The 21,029-nt window shown below is 59.5% G+C and carries 19 protein-coding genes and 3 tRNA genes; 20 read left to right on the top strand and 2 right to left on the bottom strand.

Annotated elements, in window-relative coordinates; all coding sequences use genetic code 11:
* The first annotated feature begins 73 nt into the window (after positions 1 to 73).
* The 8 genes from OKC27_RS00110 to OKC27_RS00075 all read left to right on the top strand — a co-directional run bounded on the left by OKC27_RS00110 (position 74) and on the right by OKC27_RS00075 (position 8,522).
* A complete protein-coding gene (locus OKC27_RS00110) occupies positions 74 to 832 on the top strand; it encodes a DeoR/GlpR family transcriptional regulator (RefSeq protein ID WP_042012039.1) in 759 nt (252 codons plus the stop codon).
* 316 nt (positions 833 to 1,148) lie between these two features.
* On the top strand, positions 1,149 to 2,636 hold the full coding sequence (gene glpD / locus OKC27_RS00105; RefSeq protein ID WP_058054012.1) for a glycerol-3-phosphate dehydrogenase: 1,488 nt from the start codon (positions 1,149 to 1,151) through the stop codon (positions 2,634 to 2,636).
* A 106-nt stretch (positions 2,637 to 2,742) separates the two neighbouring features.
* On the top strand, positions 2,743 to 3,831 hold the full coding sequence (gene glpQ / locus OKC27_RS00100) for a glycerophosphodiester phosphodiesterase (RefSeq protein ID WP_270805742.1): 1,089 nt from the start codon (positions 2,743 to 2,745) through the stop codon (positions 3,829 to 3,831).
* 218 nt (positions 3,832 to 4,049) lie between these two features.
* Positions 4,050 to 4,532, top strand: coding sequence for a serine protease inhibitor ecotin (eco, locus tag OKC27_RS00095; RefSeq protein ID WP_042656084.1), 483 nt, complete (start codon positions 4,050 to 4,052; stop codon positions 4,530 to 4,532).
* A gap of 297 nt (positions 4,533 to 4,829) precedes the next feature.
* Positions 4,830 to 5,201 (top strand): DUF413 domain-containing protein, encoded by a 372-nt coding sequence (gene maoP / locus OKC27_RS00090; protein WP_042656085.1) that lies wholly within the window; start codon positions 4,830 to 4,832, stop codon positions 5,199 to 5,201.
* On the top strand, positions 5,201 to 6,073 hold the full coding sequence (hdfR, locus tag OKC27_RS00085; protein ID WP_005337525.1) for an HTH-type transcriptional regulator HdfR: 873 nt from the start codon (positions 5,201 to 5,203) through the stop codon (positions 6,071 to 6,073). The genes maoP and hdfR overlap by 1 nt, the downstream gene beginning before the upstream one ends.
* A gap of 171 nt (positions 6,074 to 6,244) precedes the next feature.
* The gene (locus OKC27_RS00080) at positions 6,245 to 7,186 is read left to right on the top strand and encodes a hypothetical protein (protein WP_270805741.1); all 942 of its coding nucleotides are present in this window, start codon (positions 6,245 to 6,247) and stop codon (positions 7,184 to 7,186) included.
* A gap of 145 nt (positions 7,187 to 7,331) precedes the next feature.
* Complete coding sequence (locus OKC27_RS00075; RefSeq protein ID WP_270805740.1) at positions 7,332 to 8,522, top strand: amino acid aminotransferase; 1,191 nt, start codon at positions 7,332 to 7,334, stop codon at positions 8,520 to 8,522.
* 116 nt (positions 8,523 to 8,638) lie between these two features.
* Here OKC27_RS00075 and OKC27_RS00070 read toward each other — a convergent pair whose 3' ends face one another.
* Entirely contained in the window at positions 8,639 to 9,142 is a 504-nt protein-coding gene (locus tag OKC27_RS00070) for a DUF2062 domain-containing protein (protein WP_234601468.1), read from the bottom strand.
* On the bottom strand, positions 9,136 to 9,654 hold the full coding sequence (locus OKC27_RS00065) for a DUF2062 domain-containing protein (RefSeq protein ID WP_182969279.1): 519 nt from the start codon (positions 9,652 to 9,654) through the stop codon (positions 9,136 to 9,138). The genes OKC27_RS00070 and OKC27_RS00065 overlap by 7 nt, the downstream gene beginning before the upstream one ends.
* Before the next feature lie 27 nt (positions 9,655 to 9,681).
* Between OKC27_RS00065 and OKC27_RS00060 the strand changes: the two genes are divergently transcribed.
* From OKC27_RS00060 to OKC27_RS00005, 12 genes are all read left to right on the top strand, one after another.
* On the top strand, positions 9,682 to 11,883 hold the full coding sequence (locus OKC27_RS00060; RefSeq protein ID WP_234601440.1) for a DNA internalization-related competence protein ComEC/Rec2: 2,202 nt from the start codon (positions 9,682 to 9,684) through the stop codon (positions 11,881 to 11,883).
* A 104-nt stretch (positions 11,884 to 11,987) separates the two neighbouring features.
* A complete protein-coding gene (gene msbA, locus OKC27_RS00055) occupies positions 11,988 to 13,751 on the top strand; it encodes a lipid A ABC transporter ATP-binding protein/permease MsbA (RefSeq protein WP_270805739.1) in 1,764 nt (587 codons plus the stop codon).
* The gene (gene lpxK / locus OKC27_RS00050) at positions 13,751 to 14,740 is read left to right on the top strand and encodes a tetraacyldisaccharide 4'-kinase (RefSeq protein WP_270805738.1); all 990 of its coding nucleotides are present in this window, start codon (positions 13,751 to 13,753) and stop codon (positions 14,738 to 14,740) included. The genes msbA and lpxK overlap by 1 nt, the downstream gene beginning before the upstream one ends.
* 85 nt (positions 14,741 to 14,825) lie before the next feature.
* Complete coding sequence (locus tag OKC27_RS00045) at positions 14,826 to 15,014, top strand: Trm112 family protein (protein ID WP_005347033.1); 189 nt, start codon at positions 14,826 to 14,828, stop codon at positions 15,012 to 15,014.
* Positions 15,011 to 15,760: a 3-deoxy-manno-octulosonate cytidylyltransferase gene (gene kdsB, locus OKC27_RS00040; protein WP_270805737.1), complete on the top strand. Its 750-nt coding sequence runs from the start codon at positions 15,011 to 15,013 to the stop codon at positions 15,758 to 15,760. Before OKC27_RS00045 ends, kdsB begins: the two co-directional genes overlap by 4 nt.
* 213 nt (positions 15,761 to 15,973) lie before the next feature.
* Positions 15,974 to 16,618: a UvrY/SirA/GacA family response regulator transcription factor gene (gene uvrY, locus OKC27_RS00035; protein WP_270805736.1), complete on the top strand. Its 645-nt coding sequence runs from the start codon at positions 15,974 to 15,976 to the stop codon at positions 16,616 to 16,618.
* A 127-nt stretch (positions 16,619 to 16,745) separates the two neighbouring features.
* The gene (gene uvrC, locus OKC27_RS00030; RefSeq protein ID WP_270805735.1) at positions 16,746 to 18,599 is read left to right on the top strand and encodes an excinuclease ABC subunit UvrC; all 1,854 of its coding nucleotides are present in this window, start codon (positions 16,746 to 16,748) and stop codon (positions 18,597 to 18,599) included.
* A 211-nt stretch (positions 18,600 to 18,810) separates the two neighbouring features.
* A complete protein-coding gene (gene pgsA / locus OKC27_RS00025) occupies positions 18,811 to 19,365 on the top strand; it encodes a CDP-diacylglycerol--glycerol-3-phosphate 3-phosphatidyltransferase (RefSeq protein ID WP_042057638.1) in 555 nt (184 codons plus the stop codon).
* Positions 19,366 to 19,546: 181 nt separating this feature from the next.
* Positions 19,547 to 19,622 (top strand) — tRNA-Gly (locus OKC27_RS00020).
* Between the two features lie 35 nt (positions 19,623 to 19,657).
* Positions 19,658 to 19,731: transfer RNA gene (locus OKC27_RS00015), tRNA-Cys, on the top strand.
* Between the two features lie 41 nt (positions 19,732 to 19,772).
* Positions 19,773 to 19,859: transfer RNA gene (locus tag OKC27_RS00010), tRNA-Leu, on the top strand.
* Between the two features lie 161 nt (positions 19,860 to 20,020).
* Positions 20,021 to 20,941 carry a tyrosine-type recombinase/integrase gene (locus OKC27_RS00005; RefSeq protein ID WP_270805734.1) on the top strand — a complete coding sequence of 307 codons (921 nt, stop codon included), beginning with the start codon at positions 20,021 to 20,023 and terminating at the stop codon, positions 20,939 to 20,941.
* The last annotated feature ends 88 nt before the right edge of the window (positions 20,942 to 21,029 follow it).

Here is a 21,029-nt window from a genome sequence, read left to right as displayed (position 1 = left end):
GGGGATCAGGTAAACTGCCAAAAGGCCCCGCATCTGCCGGGGCCTTTTTTCGTTTAATCATCGGAGTGCAAGCGTGAAGCAAACCCAACGACATCTGGAGATCCTGGACGTCCTGACGCGGCAGGGATTTGTCTCGACCGACGATCTGGTGACCCACTTTGACGTCAGCCCCCAGACCATTCGCCGGGATCTGAACGATCTCGCCGAACAGAACAAGATCCGGCGCCATCATGGCGGTGCCTCCCTGCATTCGAGTACCGTCAATACCGCCTACAGCGCCCGTAAAGTGATGCAACTCAAGGAGAAAGAGCGCATCGCCCGCGAGGTAGCGGCCAATATTCCCGACGGTTCATCGCTGTTTATCGACATAGGTACTACCACCGAGGCGATCGCCCGCGCCCTGCTCGATCACCGCGAGCTGCGCATCGTCACCAACAACCTCAACGTGGCCAGCATCCTGACGGCCAAGGATGACTTCACCGTCATCATCGCCGGTGGCGAGATCCGCAACCGCGATGGCGGCATCGTGGGGGAGGCGACCCGCGACTTTATCGGTCAGTTTCGCATGGACTATGGCGTCATCGGGATTTCGGGGATCGACAACGACGGCTCCCTGCTCGATTTCGACTATCACGAGGTGAAGATCGCCCAGGCCATCATCGCCCACTCCCGTCAGGTGTTCCTGGCCGCCGACCACACCAAGTTCGGTCGCAATGCCATGGTCAATCTGGGCAATCTCAACCAGATCCACGCCCTCTTTACCGATCAGGAGCCACCGGAAAAGCTGACGCGATTGATGGCGCAACACCAGATCGCCTGCCACATCTGCTGACGGCTGAAGAGGCCAAGGCTGTGCCGGTCGCCCGTTCGGGCGGCCTCCTTTCTGTTCCTGCCCCCATTTTTGCGTTCATTTCACCCCTTTCTGGGTATTGCCAAAATCACTCTCTAGCCTGGCTTTTTTTGCTATTCACTCGCCAGTTTTAGCCTGATCCCTGTCGCTCACCTGCTGTACCACTTTTGCCCCCTCTGGCGGGCTGTGGCGATCACACTTTCGCCATAAAATGTTCGTTTGTTGTATTTTCATGTTCTAAAATGAGCGAAATCAAACATTGCTGTTATAGCAATCATAAAAATGAAAGTAGGTGAACATGAGCGAACATTATGATCTGGTCGTCGTCGGTGGCGGCATCAACGGGGTCGGCATCGCAGCCGATGCGGCAGGACGGGGTCTCAAGGTTGCCCTGTTTGAGGCGCAAGATCTCGCCTCTGCCACCTCCTCCAACTCCAGCAAGCTGATCCACGGCGGTTTGCGCTATCTCGAACATTATGAATTCCGGCTGGTGAAAGAGGCGTTGGCGGAGCGTGAGGTGCTGCTCGGTATGGCGCCTCACATCGCCCGTCCGATGCGTTTTCGCCTGCCGCACCGTCCGCACTTGCGTCCGGCCTGGATGATCCGTGCCGGCCTGTTCCTGTATGACAATCTGGCCAAGCGCGACAAGCTCAAGGGGAGCTGCGGCGTGCGCTTCCTGCCGCAAGATGGCTTGACTGCGGGGATCAACAAGGGGTTTGAATACTCGGATGCCTGGGTAGACGATGCCCGGCTGGTGGTACTCAATGCCATGATGGCCCGTGACAAGGGTGCCGATGTGCAGACCCGCACCCGCTGCATCAAGGCGGTGCGCGGATCCAAACACTGGACGCTGACGCTGGAGCGGGAAGGGGGCGAGCAGTTCACCGTCACCTGCCGTGGTCTGGTCAATGCGGCGGGTCCCTGGGTCAAGACCTTCTATGACGAGAGCCTGAACGAGAAATCCCCCCGTGGCATTCGCCTTATTAAAGGCAGCCACATGATAGTGCCGCGCATCCATGAGCGCGAAGAGGCCTATATCCTGCAAAACGAGGACAACCGCATCGTCTTCGTCATCCCTTATCAGCAGGACTATTCCCTCATTGGCACCACCGACGTGGAGCACCACGGCAGCCCGCGGGAAGCGAAGATCAGCGAGGCCGAGATCACTTACCTGTGCAAGGTGGTCAACGCCCACTTCACTCGCCAGATCGCCCCGAAGGATGTGATCTGGACCTATGCCGGGGTGCGTCCGCTGTGCGATGACGAGTCCGACTCACCGCAGGCGGTGACCCGCGACTACACCCTTGAACTGTCGGGCGAATCGGATGGCGCGCCGCTGCTCTCGGTATTTGGCGGCAAGCTCACCACCTATCGCAAGCTGGCGCAGGCCGCCTGCAACAAGCTCAAGCCCTGGTTCAGCCAGATGGGGGATGACTGGACTGCGACCAGCCGGTTGCCCGGTGGCGAGTTCGACTGCTCGGTGCGCGAGCTGGCCCGCGCCTTTGCGCTGGAGTTTGACTGGCTCGATGATCGCAGCGCTCTGCGCATTGCCGAGGCCTATGGCGCCCATGCCCGCCTCTGGTTGAAAGAGGATCGTGGCATTCACTTCGGTGGCGGTCTCTACGAGTCGGAAGTGCGCTATCTCATCGAGCGGGAGTGGGCCTGTTCACTGGACGATATCCTCTGGCGCCGCAGCAAGCTGGGGCTGCGCCTGAACGAGTCAGAGCAGCAGATGCTGCACATCTGGCTCGACCAATATCATCACGCTCTGCGCAAGGCGAGCTGATGTGTGACGGTGGGCAGTGCGCTGCTGCCCACCGCGTTCTACCGTAAATATGCAACAAACCTCTGATAGAACAATTACCTACACACAATAATAAAGAGCCTCACCTATGAAAAAACTCGCCGTTTCCCTCATCGCCCTGAGCCTTGGGGCATCCCTCTCATTACCCGTGTTTGCTGCCGATGAAGGCAAGGTGGTGATTGCCCACCGTGGCGCCTCCGGCTACCTGCCCGAGCATACCCTGGAGTCCAAGGTACTGGCCTATGGCATGGGGGCCGATTATCTGGAGCAGGATCTGGTAATGACCAAGGATGACCAGCTGGTGGTGATGCACGATCACTTCCTCGATGGCATCACCGATGTGGCCGAGCGTTTCCCCGGTCGTGCCCGCCCGGACGGCCGTTACTATGTGGTGGATTTCACGCTGGACGAGGTGCGTTCCCTGCGCATGACCGAGCCGTTCCAGTTGGTGGATGGCAAGCAGGTGCCGGTCTATCCGGCCCGTTTCCCGCTCTGGAAGTCGAACTTCAAGATCCACACCTTCCAGGAGGAGATCGAGATGATCCAGGGGCTCAACAAGAGCACCGGCAAGAACATCGGCATCTATCCGGAGATCAAGGCACCTTGGCTGTTCCGCCACGAAGGCAAGGATATCTCCAAAGCAGTGCTGACCGTGCTCAAGGAGTACGGCTACACCGGGAAGGATGACAAGGTTTATCTGCAGTGCTTCGATGCGGATGAACTCAAGCGCATCAACAGCGAGCTGATGCCTGCCATGGGTATGGATCTGAAACTGGTGCAGTTGATGGCCGAGACCGACTGGAACGAGACCATGGTCTACGATGCCAAGGGCAAGGCGACCCCCTACAACTATGACTGGATGTTCAAGCCGGGAGCGATGAAAACCATCGCCAGTTATGCCGAAGGGATTGGCCCGTGGAAGCCGATGATCGTCACCGAGCCGGGCACCCTGGGCAAGCCGGTCTTCACCGGCATGGTGAAAGAGGCCCACGCGGCGGGTCTCAAGGTGCATCCTTATACCTTCCGTCAGGATGAGGGGCAGATCCCGGCCTATGCCAAGGACTTCACCGATCTCCTCAACATCTTCCTCTATCAGGCCGATGTGGACGGGGTGTTCAGCGACTTCCCCGACAAGGCGGTAGCCGTGATCAAGGCCCATGAAGGGGCGGCTAAATAGCGAAGTGGTGTCATTTGAGTGTAGCGCGAGGCCAGTTGGCCTCGCTTTTTGTTGGAGGTTCCCGCAACGGGAGTGTGCGCCCTGTCAGAAAATAGCCAGATCACGTCATGGTGTGCCGGATCTGCATCATTTTACGCACTTTTTACGTAGCAGATCGCTGGCATGAAATCGGCGGAGCGGTTAGTCTAGCGGCGTTGAACCAACCCCATGAGGTACAGATGAAAGCCGTATTGCGTTTTAGCCTGCTGGGCGCCTTGTTGTTGGGTGGCCATGCCTTCGCCGCCGAGCCGAAAAAATTTGATATCAGCATGTTCCCAGCCGCTGACGTGAATCAGGAGCGAGTGGTGATCCGCCTGCCAGAAGTCGAGAAAGAATCCGACATGATGGTCGAGCTGCAGGTCGGTAAAAAGATGATGGTTGACTGCAACGTACCGCGTTTTGCCGGCAACCTGGAACAGCACAGCGTCAAAGGCTGGGGCTACAACTACCTGCAACTGGGCAAGGTCTCCGACCCCATCACCACCCTGATGGCTTGCCCGGACGCCCAGCAGAAAGAGACCTTCGTCCAGATCTACGGCCAGGGCTTTTTCGTGAACTACAACTCCAAGCTGCCGTTCGTGATCTACGTGCCACAGGAGTATGAAGTGCGCTACCGCCTGTGGCGTGCCGACAACCTGGCCCAACCGGCCATGATTGAGTAAGCATGTTTGAACCCAGGGTTCAGCTGGTTCATCTGATGTGACAAATAAAGCGCCGTTCGGCGCTTTATTTTTACCTGAATTGCCCGGGAAATGACGTGAAATCGGGCTGTACGTTTACATAAGTTTATTATTTATCAACGATTTTTGTGTGCTCTGCCACAAAATCGGCGCCAGCTATGGGGCAAAGTGACTTCGATAAAAGATATTTATTAATATAGTGAGAAAATTGATTTTGCACTCGGCGATGGCCTGATGATACTTGCCCGCAAAGGTCAAACTAACCAGAAAAAGAGCACTATGAGCTTCGAATCAGACAAGCGTTTCAACGACTTCAAACATTTTCCCCGTGGCCTGCGTCGCAGTGGTGAATTCACTGTGGCCGAAGCGGACAGTCTGGAAAAGTATGGTACCGCCATGCTGGCTCTCTATCAGGGCAATCTGACTCCCCGTGACGATGTCGAGTCCGCCTTCGTCGAGCAGGTCAAATCCGGCGCGGCCGGAGCCAACCCCCATGCCAAGGTGTGGTTCAAATACCTCAAGGTGATCGGTCCCAAGCGCGTTCATCGCCTCTGCACCGTCGTTGGCGGTGCCAGCGAAGAGAGCAGCGGTGGTGCCAGCTTTGATGTCGGTGGTGGCAGCGGTGGTGGCAGTGACGAGTCCATCGATTAATGGATACCGAGCTGCTTCGGACCTTTATCGAGGTCAGCAAGACCCGGCACTTTGGCCGGGCTGCTGAAAATCTCTACCTGACCCAGTCGGCGGTGAGTTTCCGGATCCGCCAGCTAGAGCAGCAACTGGGTGTCAGTCTGTTTGCCCGTCATCGCAACAATATCCGCCTGACCGCCTCCGGTGAGCGTCTGCTGCCCTACGCAGACGCTATCTTGCACACCCTCGGTCGTGCCAAGCAGGATGTGGCGCTCTCGCCGGGATTCAGCCAGCAGTTGGCCATCGGCGCGCCCGCGGTGTTCTGGGAGCTCGATTTCAACGACTGGCTCAATCACATCTATGCGCTGGCGCCCGGCTTGGCGGTACGGCTGGAAACGGCTTCCCGCGAACACCTCTGCCGCCAGTTGCTGGAGCGCTCCCTCGATCTGGCCCTGCTCTCCGAGCCCACCAAGATCGACGAGATCGCCCTGCATCCCATCGGTGAGCTGGTGTTCGAGCTGGTGAGCCGGGATCCGGCCGCCAATGCCGACAACCTGATGCAGATGCCGCACATCCACCTCGATTGGGGCACCAGCTTCGAGCCGCAACCCAGCCGCTTGCAGAGCCTGCAAAAGACTCCAGTGCTGCACTCCAGCTCCGCCAGCATGGCGTTGCAATTCGTGTTGGCCAACGGTGGTGCAGCCTACCTGCCACGGCGGATGGTCAGCCCCTTCCTCGAGAAAGGGGCGCTCCATCTGGTGGAGGGGGGCCAGCCGCTGAGCCGTCCGCTCTATCTCGCCTATCTGGAGAAATCCGATCGCCGGGAGCTGATCGATCAGCTGCTGACCCTGCCACTGGGTTGGCACGACGCCGAGCTGCGCCTCAACGTCGAATAAGCGTCGAGTGTTATCCAAGGAAGAGCCCACCCCACGGTGGGCTCTTCCGTTTGGGGAAAATTGCAGGGAGCAAGGTCACGTAATTGGCGCGGGAGGCTTGGTGTCATCGGCCGGTAACGGTACCTTTTCAGGCTGTTTATCCGATTGAGCATTGACAGGGATGGATTGTAATTGATCGACTTTAGTCACCCCGAATGGCGGGCGCTGGCGCAGCAGTTGCTGAGCCACTCGCCTGTGGTGATCCGTGGCCGCCAATGGCAACCGCTGGTGGGCCTGCTCAAGGATAACCAGCTGTTGCTCGCCCATGGCAGCCACAGCTATGAACTCACCCCAGCCGGACGGCGCTATCTCACCCGCGAGCTGATGCTGGCCGAGATCGCCACCGCCCCCCCCGAGCCCGAGGAGTGGTTGCATGCTCAGGGTTGGCAATTGGGGGAGCAGGTCAACGAGCGGGTGCTGGCGGCGCTCTATCGCAAGAGCGAGGTGAACTTCACCCCCAACGAGCAGATCGATTTCGAGGACAAGGGGATCCGGCTCTGTGCCGATCAGCTGTTGCGCTTGCGCGCCGCCCAGCCGCTCAGCCTCTTTTTCAGCGGCGGCACCTTAATCGATGCTGCGCCCTGGTTGCAGGCTCTGGGGGAGGTGGCCCTGCCCGAGCGTACCCTGGCGGGTCTTGGCAAGATCCTGTGGGGGGAGGGGAATATCGAGCGGGTGATCACCACAGACAGCGTCGGCGCTTTTGCCGAGCTGCCCCTTGATGCTGGCACCTTGCTGGTGTGGGCCCCCCCATCGTCACCCCTTGCCTTGCAGCAGGTGGTGGCCGCCTTGCCGCCCAATGTGCTGTGGAGCCATCTCACCGCCCTCGACCCTGCCGGAGTGGATCGGCTGCAGGCGCTGGCCCAGCGGCTGGGTCGTCCGGCCAGCTGGTGGCTGCCCCGTGATCTGGCCCCCATCCTCAGCGCGTATGCCCAACCGTTGACGGAGGATCGGCCGTGGGAACCGAGCCGGATCCCCAAGTCATTGTTAGCAGTTTGTAGCGGTTTGGTTGAGTCCAATGGTGGCTTGTCGGCCGAGGTGTGTGCGCTGGCGCCAGCGTGGCATGCCGTTGGTTGAAATTGGCCTGAAAGCGAGCCAAAAAGCGGTTTTCCCCCATTGAACGCGGTGATATAAAGAGTTGACGAAGCGCTCGCCAGATGAGCGCTTTTGTTTATCAAGCCGCTTTGCCACCCAACGAACTCAACGGAATACAGGGAATACCATGTTTGAAAAGGTTGTTGCCGCCCCAGCGGATCCGATCCTGGGCCTGACCGAAGCCTTCCGCGCTGACTCTCGCAGCCACAAGATCAATCTGGGCGTAGGGATTTACAAGGACGAGTCCGGTGCCACCCCCATTCTTCACTGCGTCAAGAAAGCCGAGCAGAAGCTGCTGACCGACGAGAAGACCAAGAACTACCTCGGTATTGAAGGCAATATCGAATATGGCCGCATCGTGCAGCAACTGCTGTTCGGGCAACATTCTGCGCTGGTTGCCAGCGGCCGCGCCAAGACAGCCCAAGCGCCGGGCGGTACCGGTGCCCTGCGTATCGCGGCAGAATTTGTGGTGCGCAACGGTCTGGCCAAGACCATCTGGATCTCCGATCCCACCTGGGCCAACCACGTCAGCGTATTCCAGGCCGCGGGTCTGACCGTCAAGTGGTACAAGTACTACGACGCCGCCACCAAGGGGCTCGACTTTGCCGCCATGCAGGCCTCGCTGGCCGAGGTTCAGCCGGGTGAGCTGGTGCTGCTGCACGGCTGCTGCCACAACCCGACCGGTATCGACCCAACTACCGAACAGTGGCGCGCCCTGGCCAAGCAGAGTGCTGCCGCCGGCTGGCTGCCGCTGTTTGACTTCGCCTATCAGGGGTTTGCCCGTGGTATTGAAGAGGATGCCGAAGGTCTGCGTATCTTCGCCGAGTGCCATGACGAGCTGCTGGTGGCGAGCTCCTTCTCCAAGAACTTCGGCCTCTATAACGAGCGTGTCGGCGCCTTCACGCTGGTCAGCTCGACCAAGGAAATCGCCGATGTGGCCTTCACTCAGGTCAAGACAGTCATTCGTGCCAACTACTCCAACCCGCCGTCACACGGCGCCGCTGTGGTCACCGCCGTGGTGAGCGATCCGGCTCTCTATGCCGAGTGGGTCGAAGAAGTGGCTGCCATGCGGGTGCGGATTCGCGAGATGCGCGAATTGCTGGTAGAGAAGCTGGCTGCCCTCGGCGTAAGCCAGGATTTCAGCTTTATCCGCGAGCAGAACGGCATGTTCTCCTTCTCCGGCCTCACCAAGGATCAGGTGGAGCGCCTCAAGAGTGAATTTGCCATCTACATCGTCGGCTCCGGGCGGATCAGCGTGGCCGGGATCACCCGCGCCAACATCGATCCTCTGTGCGAGGCCATCGCCAAGGTGCTGTAATCGCATCGCCTTGCGCTCTGGCACTATGCGGCACTATGCAATGAAAAAGCCCGTCACCAAGGTGACGGGCTTTTTTGATCGCCAACGGCTGATCGCCAAACAAGGGGAAGGGCGGCTCAGCGGTGGCGGGCGTCTTGCCACTGTTTGCGCAGTTGCAGCAGCAGCGCGGTCAGGGCACCGCCGCTCAGGGCTGTGAGCACCGCCAGCAGCAGGCTGCCGAGCAGGAAGGGAGGCACCAGGGTCGCCGCTTCCTGCTCCAGCCAGTGGAGGGTCCAGGTAAGGTGGAAAGGCTCCGGCGTCTGGTGCAACACCAGACAGCCGGTGCGATAGGCGTAGAGATACATGAATGGCAGGGTCAGCGGATTGTTGAACCAGACTGCCAGCAGCGCCAGCGGTAGGTTGAGGCTGAATGCCAGCGCCAGCCCGACCGCGATGAGCGAGTGCATCGGAATGGGGAACCAGCAGGCGAAGATCCCGGCCGCTACCGCGCCGCTCAGGGCGCGAGTACCCCCTTGCCAGAGGGCCGGAGCAAGCAGTCGCTCACCAAACAGGGCAAACCACTTCTGCTGGCGCAGGGTGTCGGGATCGAGCTTGAAGCGGGCAAACCAGCGACTCAGCATGCGCGGGCCATCTTGCGTTTTTGCCACTGGCGCACCGTGCTGATCCGCCAGAAGGTGCGGATCAGGGTGTAGCCGATGAGGGAACTCAGAAGGGCCAGGATCAGCGAGCCCAGCAACAGCGGCGGCGCGACAGTTCCCAGTACCGAGACCAGCCACTCCCAGGTGAACTCAATCTCAATCTGCTGCGCCGAATGTCCCAGCAGCTGGCAACCCACCAGATAGGCGCCATAGAGCAGGGGCGGCATGGTAAAGGGATTGGAGAGCCAGACCAGCGCCACCGAGAGCGGCAGATTGACCCGGCACAGGATGGCGCCACCGGCGGCCAGCAGCATCTGGCAGGGGAGCGGCACCCAGGCCATGAAGAGGCCCACCGCAAATGCTCCGGCTGCCGAGCGGCGGTTGAGGTGCCAGAGGTTTGCATCGAGCAGCAGTTTGCCGAACAGCCGCAAGTGCTTGTGTTCTTTCAGGGTTTGCTGATCGGGCATCCAGCGTTTAATGAGTCGTTTGGGCATATTGAAACCTTGCTAAATACTTGCTCCATGGATCTGCGTCTGTTGTCGTTTGCCCTTGGGGCAAGCTCCTCACTGCTCTGGCCATGGTTACCTTCACTCGCATGGGGGGGCCTGTTGCTGTCCCTGCTGATCCCCCTTGCATATTGCCGTGCCTGGCGGTGGCTGTTTCTCCTGCTCGGCATCCTCTGGATGCAGGCCAATCTTGCCTATCGACTGGCCTGGCTGGAGCGATTGGGCGATCAGACGAGCCACATGATAACCGCACAGCTGCAAAGTGCAGAGCCCGAGGGGGATAAATTTGTCCGGCTGTTGCTGCGGGTGAGCACCCTTGACGAGCAACCGGTGACACCTGAGCCCCTGATCCGGGTCAATGCCTATCAGGCATTGCCCGCCATGACAGTGGGCAGCCGGATCGCGCTGGTGACCTCGTTGAAACCGGCTCACGGTCTGGCCAACGAGGCGGGGCTGGATGGGCGGCGTCTGCTGCTGGGCAAGGGGATCACCGCCACCGGCAATTTGCGCCGGGTGATCGACATTCAACAGGCACCTGCGGGGTGGCGCGAACGCTGGTTGGGCGAGGCGACCGGGAGTTGGCGCCCGCTTGATCATGCTCCCTTGTTGGCCGCCCTCACCTTTGGCGAGCAGAGCGGCATCACGGATGCCCAGTGGGAGCTGTTTCGCGGCAGCGGCCTGACTCACATCATCGCGATTTCAGGGCAGCACATCGCGCTGGTGGCGGTGCTCGGGTGGTGGTTGGGCAGGCTGTTTGGCCTGCGCGGCGCCATTATCACCTCCCTGCTGTTTGCCGCCGTCTACAGCGCATTGGCGGGATTTGCGGTGGCCACCGAGCGGGCCCTAATCATGGTGCTGGTGTGGAGTGTGCTGCGCTGGAGCCGGCGAGAGTGGCCTGCCTGGCGCATCTGGCTGTGGGCCTTTGTGGTATTGACCCTCTGGGATCCCTTTGCCCTCTATTCGGCCGGTTTCTGGCTCTCGTTTCTGGCGGTGGCCATCCTGCTGCTGGTGGGGTATGTCCACGACAAGCCGGGGCTGTGGCAGATCCAGCTCTGGCTGCTGCTCGGTCTGCTGCCGCTGCAGCTGGCGTTGTTCGAGGGGATAGCGCCCCTTGCCATGGTGATCAACTTGCTGGCGGTGCCGCTCTTTTGTATCGCTATCATTCCGCTGGCGCTGATCGGTGTGCTGTTGGCGCCGCTCTCCACCTCGCTCGCCTATGGCCTGTTCTGGCTGGCGGATCTGGGGCTTGGTTGGGTGCTGACGATCCTGAATTGGCTTGCCGATCAACTGCAACTGTGGTGGCCACTGCCCGGTTGGTGGCTGCCGCTTTGCACCCTGCTGTTGCTGCTCTGGTTCGCCTCGCGGTGGCGCCCGGCACGCTGGCTGTTGCTACCGGGTCTATGTGCGCTGTTGCTGGCGCTCTGGCCAACTCCTGCCCGCTGGCAACTGCGGGTGCTGGATGTGGGGCAGGGGCTGGCGGTGCTGATCAGCAATGGGGAGCGTGCCATCCTCTATGACACCGGCGATCGTTATCCCGGTGGCTACAACATGGCGGACGCGGTGATCCTGCCCCAGCTGAGCCATCTGGGGATCCGGGTGATCGATCGCCTTATTATCAGCCACAAGGATCGGGACCATGCCGGCAATCGCAAGCGACTGCTCAGCGCCATGCCGGTTCGCCACGAGCTCTCCTCTTACCCCTTTAGCAAGGGAACCACCCTTTGCCAGCGTGGGCAACAGTGGCGCTGGCAAGGGCTCGCGTTTACGGTGCTCTGGCCTGAGCGCCCCGGTGGCGGGCACAATAATGATGGCTGCGTGGTGCGTATCAGCGATGGGCAGCGCAGCGTGTTGCTCAGTGCCGATATCGAGCGGCAGGCCGAGCAGCGACTGGTGGCGCTGGCGGGGGAGGGGTTGGCCAGCACCTTGTTGGTGAGCCCACACCATGGCAGTCGCACCTCCTCCACGCCCCCGTTTGTCGCGGCGGTGGCGGCGCAGGAGGTGATCCACAGCGCCGGTTTTATGAACCAATGGGGCTTTCCCCGTCCCGATGTGGTGGCCCGCTATCGGGATGCCCGCCAGTGGGTCACCGGCCTGCAAGGGGCGATCCTGGTCGAGCCCACCGCAGCGGGATTGAAAGTGACTGCCGAGCGCAATCAGGGCCCCTGGTACCGACGCGGTGGCGAGTGGTGGCGGCCGAGAGCGTGGTTTGAGCAATAATCCGTCATTTCCGCAGCGGATGGATTCTATATCGGTGGCGACGCTTGGTGTAATCCTGCGCTTTGGCTAGAATAGCCCGTCATTTCCATTACTAACGGCTATTCATGCAACAAGAAACCTCACAAGAGAGCTGGCCTGTATTCCGACGCCTGCTCGGTTATGTCCGTGATCGCAAGCTGGGCCTGGTCGGTGGCATCATCGGGATGCTGGGCTACGCTGCCGTGGATACCACCTTTGTCTACTCCATCAAGCCGCTGATCGATCAGGGCATTAATGGCAACGACAGCACCGTCTTGAAATGGATGCCCTTCTTCGTCCTCGGCATCGTGGCCCTGCGCGGTGTTGCCAACTTTCTCTCCAACTACTGCATGGCTTGGGTCGGCAACCACGTAGTGATGCGTCTGCAGCAGCAGGTGTTCAATCACATGGTGGCGATGCCGATGAGCTTCTTCGACCGTCAGAACACCGGTCATCTGCTCTCCAAGGTGACCTATGACGCGAGTCAGGTCTCCTCGGCGGCAAGCACCACCCTGGTGACCCTGGTGCGGGAAGGGGCGACCGTGGTCGGCCTGCTCGGCCTGATGTTCTGGCACTCCTGGCAACTGTCGGTGATCTTCCTGGTGGTTGGCCCGCTGGTGGGGATTATCATCGGCCTTATCAGCCGCCGTTTCCGCCAGATCAGCCGTCACATCCAGCAGGCGGTAGGGGATATCACCACTTCCACCGAGCAGATGCTCAAAGGGCACAAAGAGGTGCTGATGTTTGGTGGCCAGAAGGTTGAAGAGAAGCGCTTCTTCCAGGTCAGCAACAACATGCGTCAGCAGACCATGAAGATGGTCGCCGCCGATGCCATCGGCAGTCCGGTGGTGCAGATGGTTGCCTCCATCGCGCTGGCAGCCTTCCTCTACGTCGCGACCATTGATAGCGTCAAATCAACTCTGACTGCCGGTACGTTTACCGTCATGATCACCTCCATGATGATGCTGCTCAAGCCGCTGAAAAGCCTGACCGACGTCAACAATCAGTTCCAGCGCGCCATCACCGCTTGCCACAGCCTGTTTGGCCTGCTCGACAGCGAGCCGGAGCAGGATACCGGCACCCGTACTCTGGATCGCGCCCGTGGTGAGATCGAGTTTCGCAACGTCACCTTCACCTATCCGACCAAGGATACCCCGGCGCTGCATAACGTCAGCTTCAAGGTTGAGGCGGGTAAATCGGTGGCGCTGGTGGGCCGCTCCGGCTCTGGCAAGAGCACCATCGCCAGCCTGCTGACTCGCTTTTACGACATCGATCAGGGCGAGATCCTGCTGGACGGCGTCAACATCCGCGAATACAAGTTGAGCGAGCTGCGCAAGCAGTACGCGCTGGTCTCCCAGCATGTCCACCTGTTCAACGACTCGGTGGCCAACAACATTGCCTACGCGGCAGAAGACAAATACAGCCGCGACCAGATCGTGCAGGCCGCTCGCATCGCCCATGCCGACGAGTTCGTCAGCAAGATGCCGCTGGGGTACGACACCGTGGTTGGCGAGAATGGTGCCTCTCTTTCCGGCGGTCAGCGCCAGCGAGTCGCCATTGCGCGCGCCCTGCTGCGCGATGCGCCGGTTCTGCTGCTGGATGAGGCCACCTCGGCCCTCGATACCGAGTCCGAGCGCCACATTCAGGCGGCCATCGACGAGCTTTGCAAGGCCCGTACCTCGCTGGTGATCGCCCACCGCCTCTCCACTATCGAGAAGGCGGACGAGATCCTGGTGATCGACGAAGGCCATATCGTCGAGCGCGGTAACCACGAAGCATTGATGGAGCAGCGTGGCACTTATGCCCAGCTGCGTGCCATTCAGTTTGGTAACGCGGGAAACAAGGCCTGATGCTGGAACGGCTCTGGTATGCAAAGAGTGGCTGGCGCTGGTTGCTGGCCCCCTTTGCCCTGCTGTTTGCCATCATCAGCGGCACCCGCCGCTACGCCTATCGCCACGGCTGGCGCAGGGGGTATCGCGCCTCCTTGCCGGTGATCGTGGTGGGCAATATTTCGGTGGGGGGCAACGGCAAGACGCCGGTGGTGGTCTGGCTGGTGGAGCAGTTGCAAGCCCGCGGCTATCGCCCCGGGGTGGTGAGCCGTGGTTATGGTGGCAAGGCGCCCCATTATCCCTATCGGCTTGATAGCGCCAGCACCACGGCGCAGGCCGGAGATGAGCCGGTGCTGATTGCCCGGCGCTGCGGCTGCCCGGTAGTGGTCGCCCCGAAACGGGCCGATGCGGTACGACTGCTGGAGCAGAGCGGTGAGGTGGATATCATCATCACCGACGACGGCCTGCAGCACTATGCGCTGGCCCGCGATATAGAGCTGGTGGTGGTGGATGGAGCCCGCCGTTTTGGCAACGCCTGCTTGCTGCCGATGGGGCCGCTGCGCGAGCCGGTCACTCGTCTCAAGCGGGTGGATGCCATCATCTGTAATGGCGGTGCACCGGGCAAGGGGGAGTACCCCATGCAACTGGTTGCCGACACCCCGCGTCGGGTGTACGACGATGCGCCGCTGCCCGCCCCCTTGTCGGGGCCGGTCGATGCGCTGGCGGGGATTGGCCATCCGCCCCGTTTCTTTGCCACCCTCGAGGGGCTCGGCTACCAGCTGGATCAGCAGGCCGCCTACGGCGATCATCACCCCTTCGATAGGGATGAGCTGGTGGGCCGTTTTGCCAGCAAGCCACTGCTGATGACCGAGAAGGATGCGGTCAAGTGCCGCGCGTTTGCCCTCGATAACTGGTGGTATCTGCCGGTCAGTGCCGAGTTGCCCGCCTCCCTGCTCGACACCCTGCTGCACAAGCTGGGGGCGAAGGGCGCTGCCAAGGCACAAGATTAGTCTCTCTCGCCTCGGCGGGAGAGCAGGGGGTGATATGCCCCGTATGGAATATTTGGTTGCTCGACATCGTTGAAGGAGTATCGTTTTGGCTTTGGACATCAAGTTGCTCGACATCATCGCCTGCCCGGTCTGCAAGGGTAAGCTGCACTACAACAAAGCAGTTCATGAGCTGGTCTGCCGCTTCGACAAGCTGGCCTATCCGCTGGAAGAGGGGATCCCGGTACTGCTGGAGAACCGTGCCCGTCCGCTCAATAGCGATGAGTTGCCGTCATGAGTTTCGTCGTCGTCATTCCTGCCCGCTATGCGTCAACCCGTCTGCCGGGCAAGCCGCTGGCGGATATCCATGGCAAGCCCATGGTGCAACACGTGGTGGAAAAGGCCCTGCAATCAGGTGCCGATCGGGTGATTGTCGCCACTGACGATGCCCGGGTGCAGCAGGCGCTGCAGGCCACCGGCGTCGAGGTGTGCATGACTTCACCGGATCACCAGTCCGGCACCGAGCGTCTGGCCGAGGTGTGCCGTCACTACGGCTTTGCCGCCGATACCATCATCGTCAACGTGCAGGGGGATGAGCCGCTTATTCCGCCCGCCATCATCCGTCAGGTGGCAGACAATCTGGCCGCCGCCACGGCGCCGATGGCGACTTTGTCGGTGCCGATCAAGGATGCCGAAGAGGCGTTCAATCCCAATGCAGTGAAAGTGGTGACTGACAAGGATGGCTACGCCCTCTACTTCAGCCGCGCCAGCATTCCCTGGGATCGGGATCGCTTTGCCAACAGTCGTGAGCAAATTGGTGACCACTACCAGCGCCATATCGGCATCTACGCCTATCGCGCCGGATTTATCCAGCGTTATGTAGACTGGGCGCCGAGCGTGCTGGAGCAGGTCGAGGCGCTGGAGCAGCTGCGGGTGCTCTGGTACGGGGAGAAGATCCACGTCGCCCAGGCCCTTGAAGCGCCGCCGGTGGGGGTGGATACCCAGGCCGATCTGGAGAAGGTGCGCGCGTTTTTGGCCAAGTGATGGCCATTGCACGAAAGTCATGAAAAACGGTGTCGCAAGGCACCGTTTTTTGTTTTGAAAATTTATATAATTATTTGATTTTAAACGCTAAACATGGGTTTTCTCAAACTTTTGGCGCGCATGGTTTGCCAAAGCGACGAGTTTGGTTATGATGCAAGACGCCCTGTTAACCCTAACCGGGCGGCTAAAACGAGATAAAAACGGGGTGTTTGGGTGATAAATGTATTCCTGGTCGATGATCATGAGCTGGTGCGTACAGGGATAAGACGCATTCTTGAAGATGTGCGCGGGATCAAGGTGGTGGGCGAGGCACAGAGCGGCGAGACCGCAGTTATGTTCTGTCGCCAACACCATCCGGACGTGATCCTGATGGACATGAACATGCCGGGTATTGGTGGTCTGGAAGCGACCCGCAAAATTCTGCGGATCCGCCCCGATGTGCGCATCATAGTGCTGACCATTCATTCAGAAAATCCGTTCCCCACCAAGGTGATGCAGGCGGGCGCCGCCGGTTACCTGACCAAGGGAGCAGCCCCTGACGAGATGATCCAGGCGATCCGGCTGGTGCACTCCGGTCAGCGCTACATCTCCCCGGAGATCGCCCAGCAGATGGCCCTCAGCCAGTTTGCCTCCGCTGACGAGAATCCCTTCAAGTCCCTCTCCGAGCGCGAGCTGCAGATCATGATGATGATCACCAAGGGGCAGAAGGTGACCGATATCTCCGAGCAGCTCAACCTGAGCCCGAAGACGGTTAACAGCTACCGCTATCGTCTGTTCAGCAAGCTGGGGATCAACGGTGACGTGGAGCTGACCCATCTGGCCATTCGCTATGGCATGCTGGATGCCGATACCCTCTAATCGGGGGGCGTGTGGTCATAAAGGCGGCGAGTGCCGCCTTTTTGCTTTTCTGCCCCTTTGCTTTTCAGGCGGCGGGGGCAGTATGCTCTGCCCGTCAATTTTTGCCTTTGTGTGAGCCGAGTAGCTGATGACCCTCTCTCCCGAACCTCTCTTCGACAGCAAGGCGTTTCTGAGCGCCGTCACCCATCAGAGCGGCGTTTACCGCATGTATGACAGCGGTGGTACCGTGATCTATGTGGGTAAGGCCAAGGATCTGAAAAAGCGGCTCGCCTCCTACTTTCGCACCAACGTCGACAGCATCAAGACCCGCACCCTGGTGCGCCAGATCGCCGATATCCAGGTCACCGTCACCCACACCGAGACCGAGGCGCTGATCCTCGAGCACAACCTGATCAAGCAGTATCAGCCTCGTTACAACGTGCTGTTGCGGGACGACAAATCCTACCCTTGGATCATCATCACCGCGCACCAGCATCCGCGCATCGGTGTTCATCGTGGTGCCCGCAAGATCAAAGGAGAGTACTTCGGCCCATACCCCTCTGGCGGCGCGGTACGCGAGAGTTTGCATCTGATGCAGAAAATTTTTCCGGTACGCCAGTGCGAGGATGCGGTCTATGCCAACCGAACCCGTCCCTGCCTGCTCTATCAGCTCAAGCGCTGCGCCGGTCCTTGCGTACCCGGGCTGGTGAGCGAGGCCGAATATGCCCAGCAGGTGGAGCTGGCCAAGCTGTTTCTGGCGGGCAAGAACCAGCAGGTGATTGGCGAGCTGGTAGGCAAGATGGAGTCCGCCAGCGGCGATCTGCGCTTTGAAGAGGCGGCCCGCTATCGGGATCAGATCCTGGCGCTGCGCCGGGTCACTGAACAGCAGTCGGTGAGCGGCAACGTGCTGGACGAGCTCGACGTGGTGGGGGTCGCCTTCGAGCAAGGCGCAGCCTGTATCCACGTGCTCTTTATCCGTCAGGGCAAGGTGCTCGGCTCGCGCAGCTACTTCCCGAAAGTGCCGGCCGATACCCAGCTTGACGAGGTGGTGCAATCCTTCCTGCTGCAGTTTTATCTGTCGGGGCAGGGGGGACGGCAGATCCCGAGCGAGGTGCTGCTCGATGTGGCCCTCGAGGACGAGAGCGTTATCGCCGAGACCCTGAGCCAGACTGCGGGCTACAAGGTGCGGGTGGTGAGCCGTACCCGCGCCGAGCGGGCACGCTTTATCAAGCTCGCCTCCATCAATGCCGAGACGGCGCTGCGCTCGCGCCTTGCTCACAAGAGCACCATGACTGCTCGCTACGATCAGCTGGAAGAGCTGCTGGAGCTGGAGCGCCCGATCGCCCGCATGGAGTGTTTCGATATCTCCCACACCATGGGGGAGCGCACGGTGGCCTCTTGCGTGGTGTTCAACCGGGAGGGGCCGCTCTCATCGGAATATCGTCGTTTCAACATCGACGGCATCACCGGCGGTGATGACTACGCGGCGATGGAGCAGGCGCTGGAGCGCCGCTTTGGCAAGCAGCAGGAGCCGGACAAGGTGCCGGACGTGCTGTTTATCGATGGTGGCCTCGGCCAGTTGCGTCGCGCCGAAGAGATCCTGGCCCGTCAGCTGGAGTTTCTCGGCGGCAAATACCCGCTGCTGGTGGGGATTGCCAAGGGGGTGACCCGCAAGGCGGGGCTGGAGACTCTCATCATGGGGGAGAGCCACGAAGAGTTACATTTGCCGGCAGATATGCCCGCTTTGCACCTTATTCAGCATATTCGCGATGAATCCCACCGTTTTGCCATTACCGGTCACCGGGCGCGGCGTGCCAAGGCCCGCACCAGCAGCAGTCTGGAGGATATTCCGGGGGTGGGGCCAAAGCGGCGGCAGGCACTGCTCAAATACCTGGGTGGCCTGCAGGAGGTCAAAAAGGCGAGCGTGGATGAACTGGCCAAGGTGCCCGGCATCAGTCAGGAGCTGGCCCAGACCATCCATGATGGCTTGCACGGCGCCTGAACAGGTTTTAGGCGCAGCCAGCAGCCAGGAAAAATCGCTAACTCCTTGATGCACAAGAGCCGTGACGCGGGGGGGCCGTAAATGCCATAATGGCCCTGCATCTTGAGAAGATTGATGGATTAAGAAGACCAGGACGGGCGCCAGTGCGGTTGCATCGCAAATCGGCTTTGGCGCACTATGTAGCGACGTACAAGAAGTGGCTGAAAAAATAATGACAAACATACCTAACCTGTTGACGTTTTTCCGGATTTTGCTCATTCCCGTCTTCGTCATCCTGTTCTATCTGCCTTACCAATGGTCCTATCTGGCGGCTGCCCTCATCTTTATTCTGGCCGCTGCCACCGACTGGTTTGATGGCTATCTGGCTCGCAAGCTCAATCAGTCCACCGCCTTTGGCGCCTTCCTCGACCCGGTTGCCGACAAGATCATGGTCGCCGCCGCACTGGTGGTTATCGTCGAACACTACAACACCATCTGGGTCACCATCCCCGCCATGACCATGATTGGCCGCGAGATCATCATCTCTGCCTTGCGTGAATGGATGGCCGAACTGGGCAAACGCTCCTCGGTGGCGGTCAGCTGGATTGGCAAGTGGAAGACCATGATCCAGATGGTGTCGCTCACCGGTCTGATTTGGCAATACAACGTCTGGATGGTGTGGCTCGCCTACGTGATGCTCTATGTCGCCACCGTGCTCACCTTCTGGTCGATGTTCCAGTACATGAAGGCGGCCTGGGGCGATCTGACCCACCACGCCAAGCTGTGAGTCACCCGCGCCGCAAGGTGAGGTTTCCGCTGATTTGATGCAGGAAACGGCCAAAGGCGCTAAAACTGTTCAAAAAGGGCAAAAAATGCCCGAACGATCAGGTAATTAAATATTTCTGGTTGACTGGGCGAGGAACATCGCTAGAATGCGTCCTCGTAGTCAGGCAGTCAGCCAGACCAATGCGGGAATAGCTCAGTTGGTAGAGCACGACCTTGCCAAGGTCGGGGTCGCGAGTTCGAGTCTCGTTTCCCGCTCCAAATTCAGACATTAGAGAGCCAACTCTCTTTTGCATGGCGCGTTAGCAAAGCGGTTATGCAGCGGATTGCAAATCCGTTTAGTCCGGTTCGACTCCGGAACGTGCCTCCATATTGACAAGCCCGCCACGCGAGCTTGATACCGATTGCGGTGCCCGAGTGGTGAAATCGGTAGACACAAGGGATTTAAAATCCCTCGACGTTCGCGTCGTGCCGGTTCGATTCCGGCCTCGGGCACCATTAATACTTCCAAAGTATTCCGAAAAAGTTCAAAAAACCCAGTAGATTCAATGTCTCTGGGTTTTTTTACGTCCAGAACATTCCGAGTCATTCCTAACACATCCGCTATAAATTGGTATACGCTTAGGTATACATCGATTCGATAAAGGAGTCGTATACCAATGTCGCGAACTACCAAACCCCTGTCTGATACCGAGTGTCGCAATGCCCGCCCGCGAGAAAAAGACTATTCCCTGTTCGATGGGAATGGCTTGCACTTATTGGTTAAAAAGAACGGTACCCGTTCGTGGCGCTTCAAGTTTACCAAGCCAGATGGTAAGGCAGGGCTGATGGCGTTTGGCGACTACCCCATCCTGTCGTTGACGGAGGCCCGTGCCAAACACGCTGCCGCACGAAATTTGTTAGCCAAGGGTATCGACCCTGTCGTTCATAAGCAGCAGTTGCGTAACAACATCACCCGCAAACAAGCGAATAGTTTTGAGGCTGTTGCCCGTGAATGGCATGCAAAAAATGCTGGCAAGTGGTCCTCCGATCACGCTTCACGCATCTTGACCCGGCTTGAAACAGACGTGTTTCCATTGATTGGCCATTGCCCCGTTGCCGAACTCAAGACTCGTGACCTGCTTGTTCCACTGCGTAAGATAGCGCAGCGAAATGCGCTTGATTTGGCAGGACGAGTGCGGCAACACATCAATGGCATAATGAGTTATGTAATGCGAACTGATTTGATTGAGACCAATCCTGCCGCTGATTTGACGGGGGCGTTGTCGGTTCGCAAAGTCCAGCATCATCCCGCGCTGCCGCTGCAGGATATTCCCAAGCTGGTGCGCCGTCTCGATAGTTATTCGGGACGTCTGCTGACCAAGATGGCGGTGAAATTCACCTTGTTAACCTTTGTCCGTTCGAGTGAATTGCGCTTCATGCGCTGGGATGAGCTCGATATCGAGCGAGCAATCTGGACGATCCCGGCGTCCCGCCCCCCCATTGAAGGGGTCAAATACTCACATCGTGGTGCCAAGATGCGAGAACCGCACATTGTGCCGTTGTCACGCCAGGCACTGGCCATCATTGAGGCGATCTGAATCGCCCCCATTTCCCTAGACACCTCACAGCCTTAAAATGAGGCAACTATTGGAGGTGTTATGACCCGTCAGCGTTATCCAGAAACAT

It is taken from the genome of Aeromonas sp. QDB62, from assembly GCF_027705695.1.
Lineage (GTDB): Bacteria > Pseudomonadota > Gammaproteobacteria > Enterobacterales > Aeromonadaceae > Aeromonas > Aeromonas allosaccharophila.
The sequence above is the reverse complement of the archived record's forward strand: the minus strand, read 5'-3'. Positions and strand labels throughout refer to the sequence as shown.

What these genes read in the sequence shown, in the direction of transcription:
- OKC27_RS00075 (WP_270805740.1), top strand. Translation starts at nt 7,332, where the DNA reads ATGTTTGAAAAGGTTGTTGCCGCCCCAGCGGATCCGATCCTGGGCCTG.
- glpD (WP_058054012.1), top strand. Translation starts at nt 1,149, where the DNA reads ATGAGCGAACATTATGATCTGGTCGTCGTCGGTGGCGGCATCAACGGG.
- OKC27_RS00065 (WP_182969279.1), bottom strand. Translation starts at nt 9,654, where the DNA reads ATGCCCAAACGACTCATTAAACGCTGGATGCCCGATCAGCAAACCCTG.
- maoP (WP_042656085.1), top strand. Translation starts at nt 4,830, where the DNA reads ATGAGCTTCGAATCAGACAAGCGTTTCAACGACTTCAAACATTTTCCC.
- OKC27_RS00070 (WP_234601468.1), bottom strand. Translation starts at nt 9,142, where the DNA reads ATGCTGAGTCGCTGGTTTGCCCGCTTCAAGCTCGATCCCGACACCCTG.
- uvrC (WP_270805735.1), top strand. Translation starts at nt 16,746, where the DNA reads ATGACCCTCTCTCCCGAACCTCTCTTCGACAGCAAGGCGTTTCTGAGC.
- OKC27_RS00005 (WP_270805734.1), top strand. Translation starts at nt 20,021, where the DNA reads ATGTCGCGAACTACCAAACCCCTGTCTGATACCGAGTGTCGCAATGCC.
- OKC27_RS00060 (WP_234601440.1), top strand. Translation starts at nt 9,682, where the DNA reads ATGGATCTGCGTCTGTTGTCGTTTGCCCTTGGGGCAAGCTCCTCACTG.
- glpQ (WP_270805742.1), top strand. Translation starts at nt 2,743, where the DNA reads ATGAAAAAACTCGCCGTTTCCCTCATCGCCCTGAGCCTTGGGGCATCC.
- eco (WP_042656084.1), top strand. Translation starts at nt 4,050, where the DNA reads ATGAAAGCCGTATTGCGTTTTAGCCTGCTGGGCGCCTTGTTGTTGGGT.
- kdsB (WP_270805737.1), top strand. Translation starts at nt 15,011, where the DNA reads ATGAGTTTCGTCGTCGTCATTCCTGCCCGCTATGCGTCAACCCGTCTG.
- lpxK (WP_270805738.1), top strand. Translation starts at nt 13,751, where the DNA reads ATGCTGGAACGGCTCTGGTATGCAAAGAGTGGCTGGCGCTGGTTGCTG.
- msbA (WP_270805739.1), top strand. Translation starts at nt 11,988, where the DNA reads ATGCAACAAGAAACCTCACAAGAGAGCTGGCCTGTATTCCGACGCCTG.
- pgsA (WP_042057638.1), top strand. Translation starts at nt 18,811, where the DNA reads ATGACAAACATACCTAACCTGTTGACGTTTTTCCGGATTTTGCTCATT.
- hdfR (WP_005337525.1), top strand. Translation starts at nt 5,201, where the DNA reads ATGGATACCGAGCTGCTTCGGACCTTTATCGAGGTCAGCAAGACCCGG.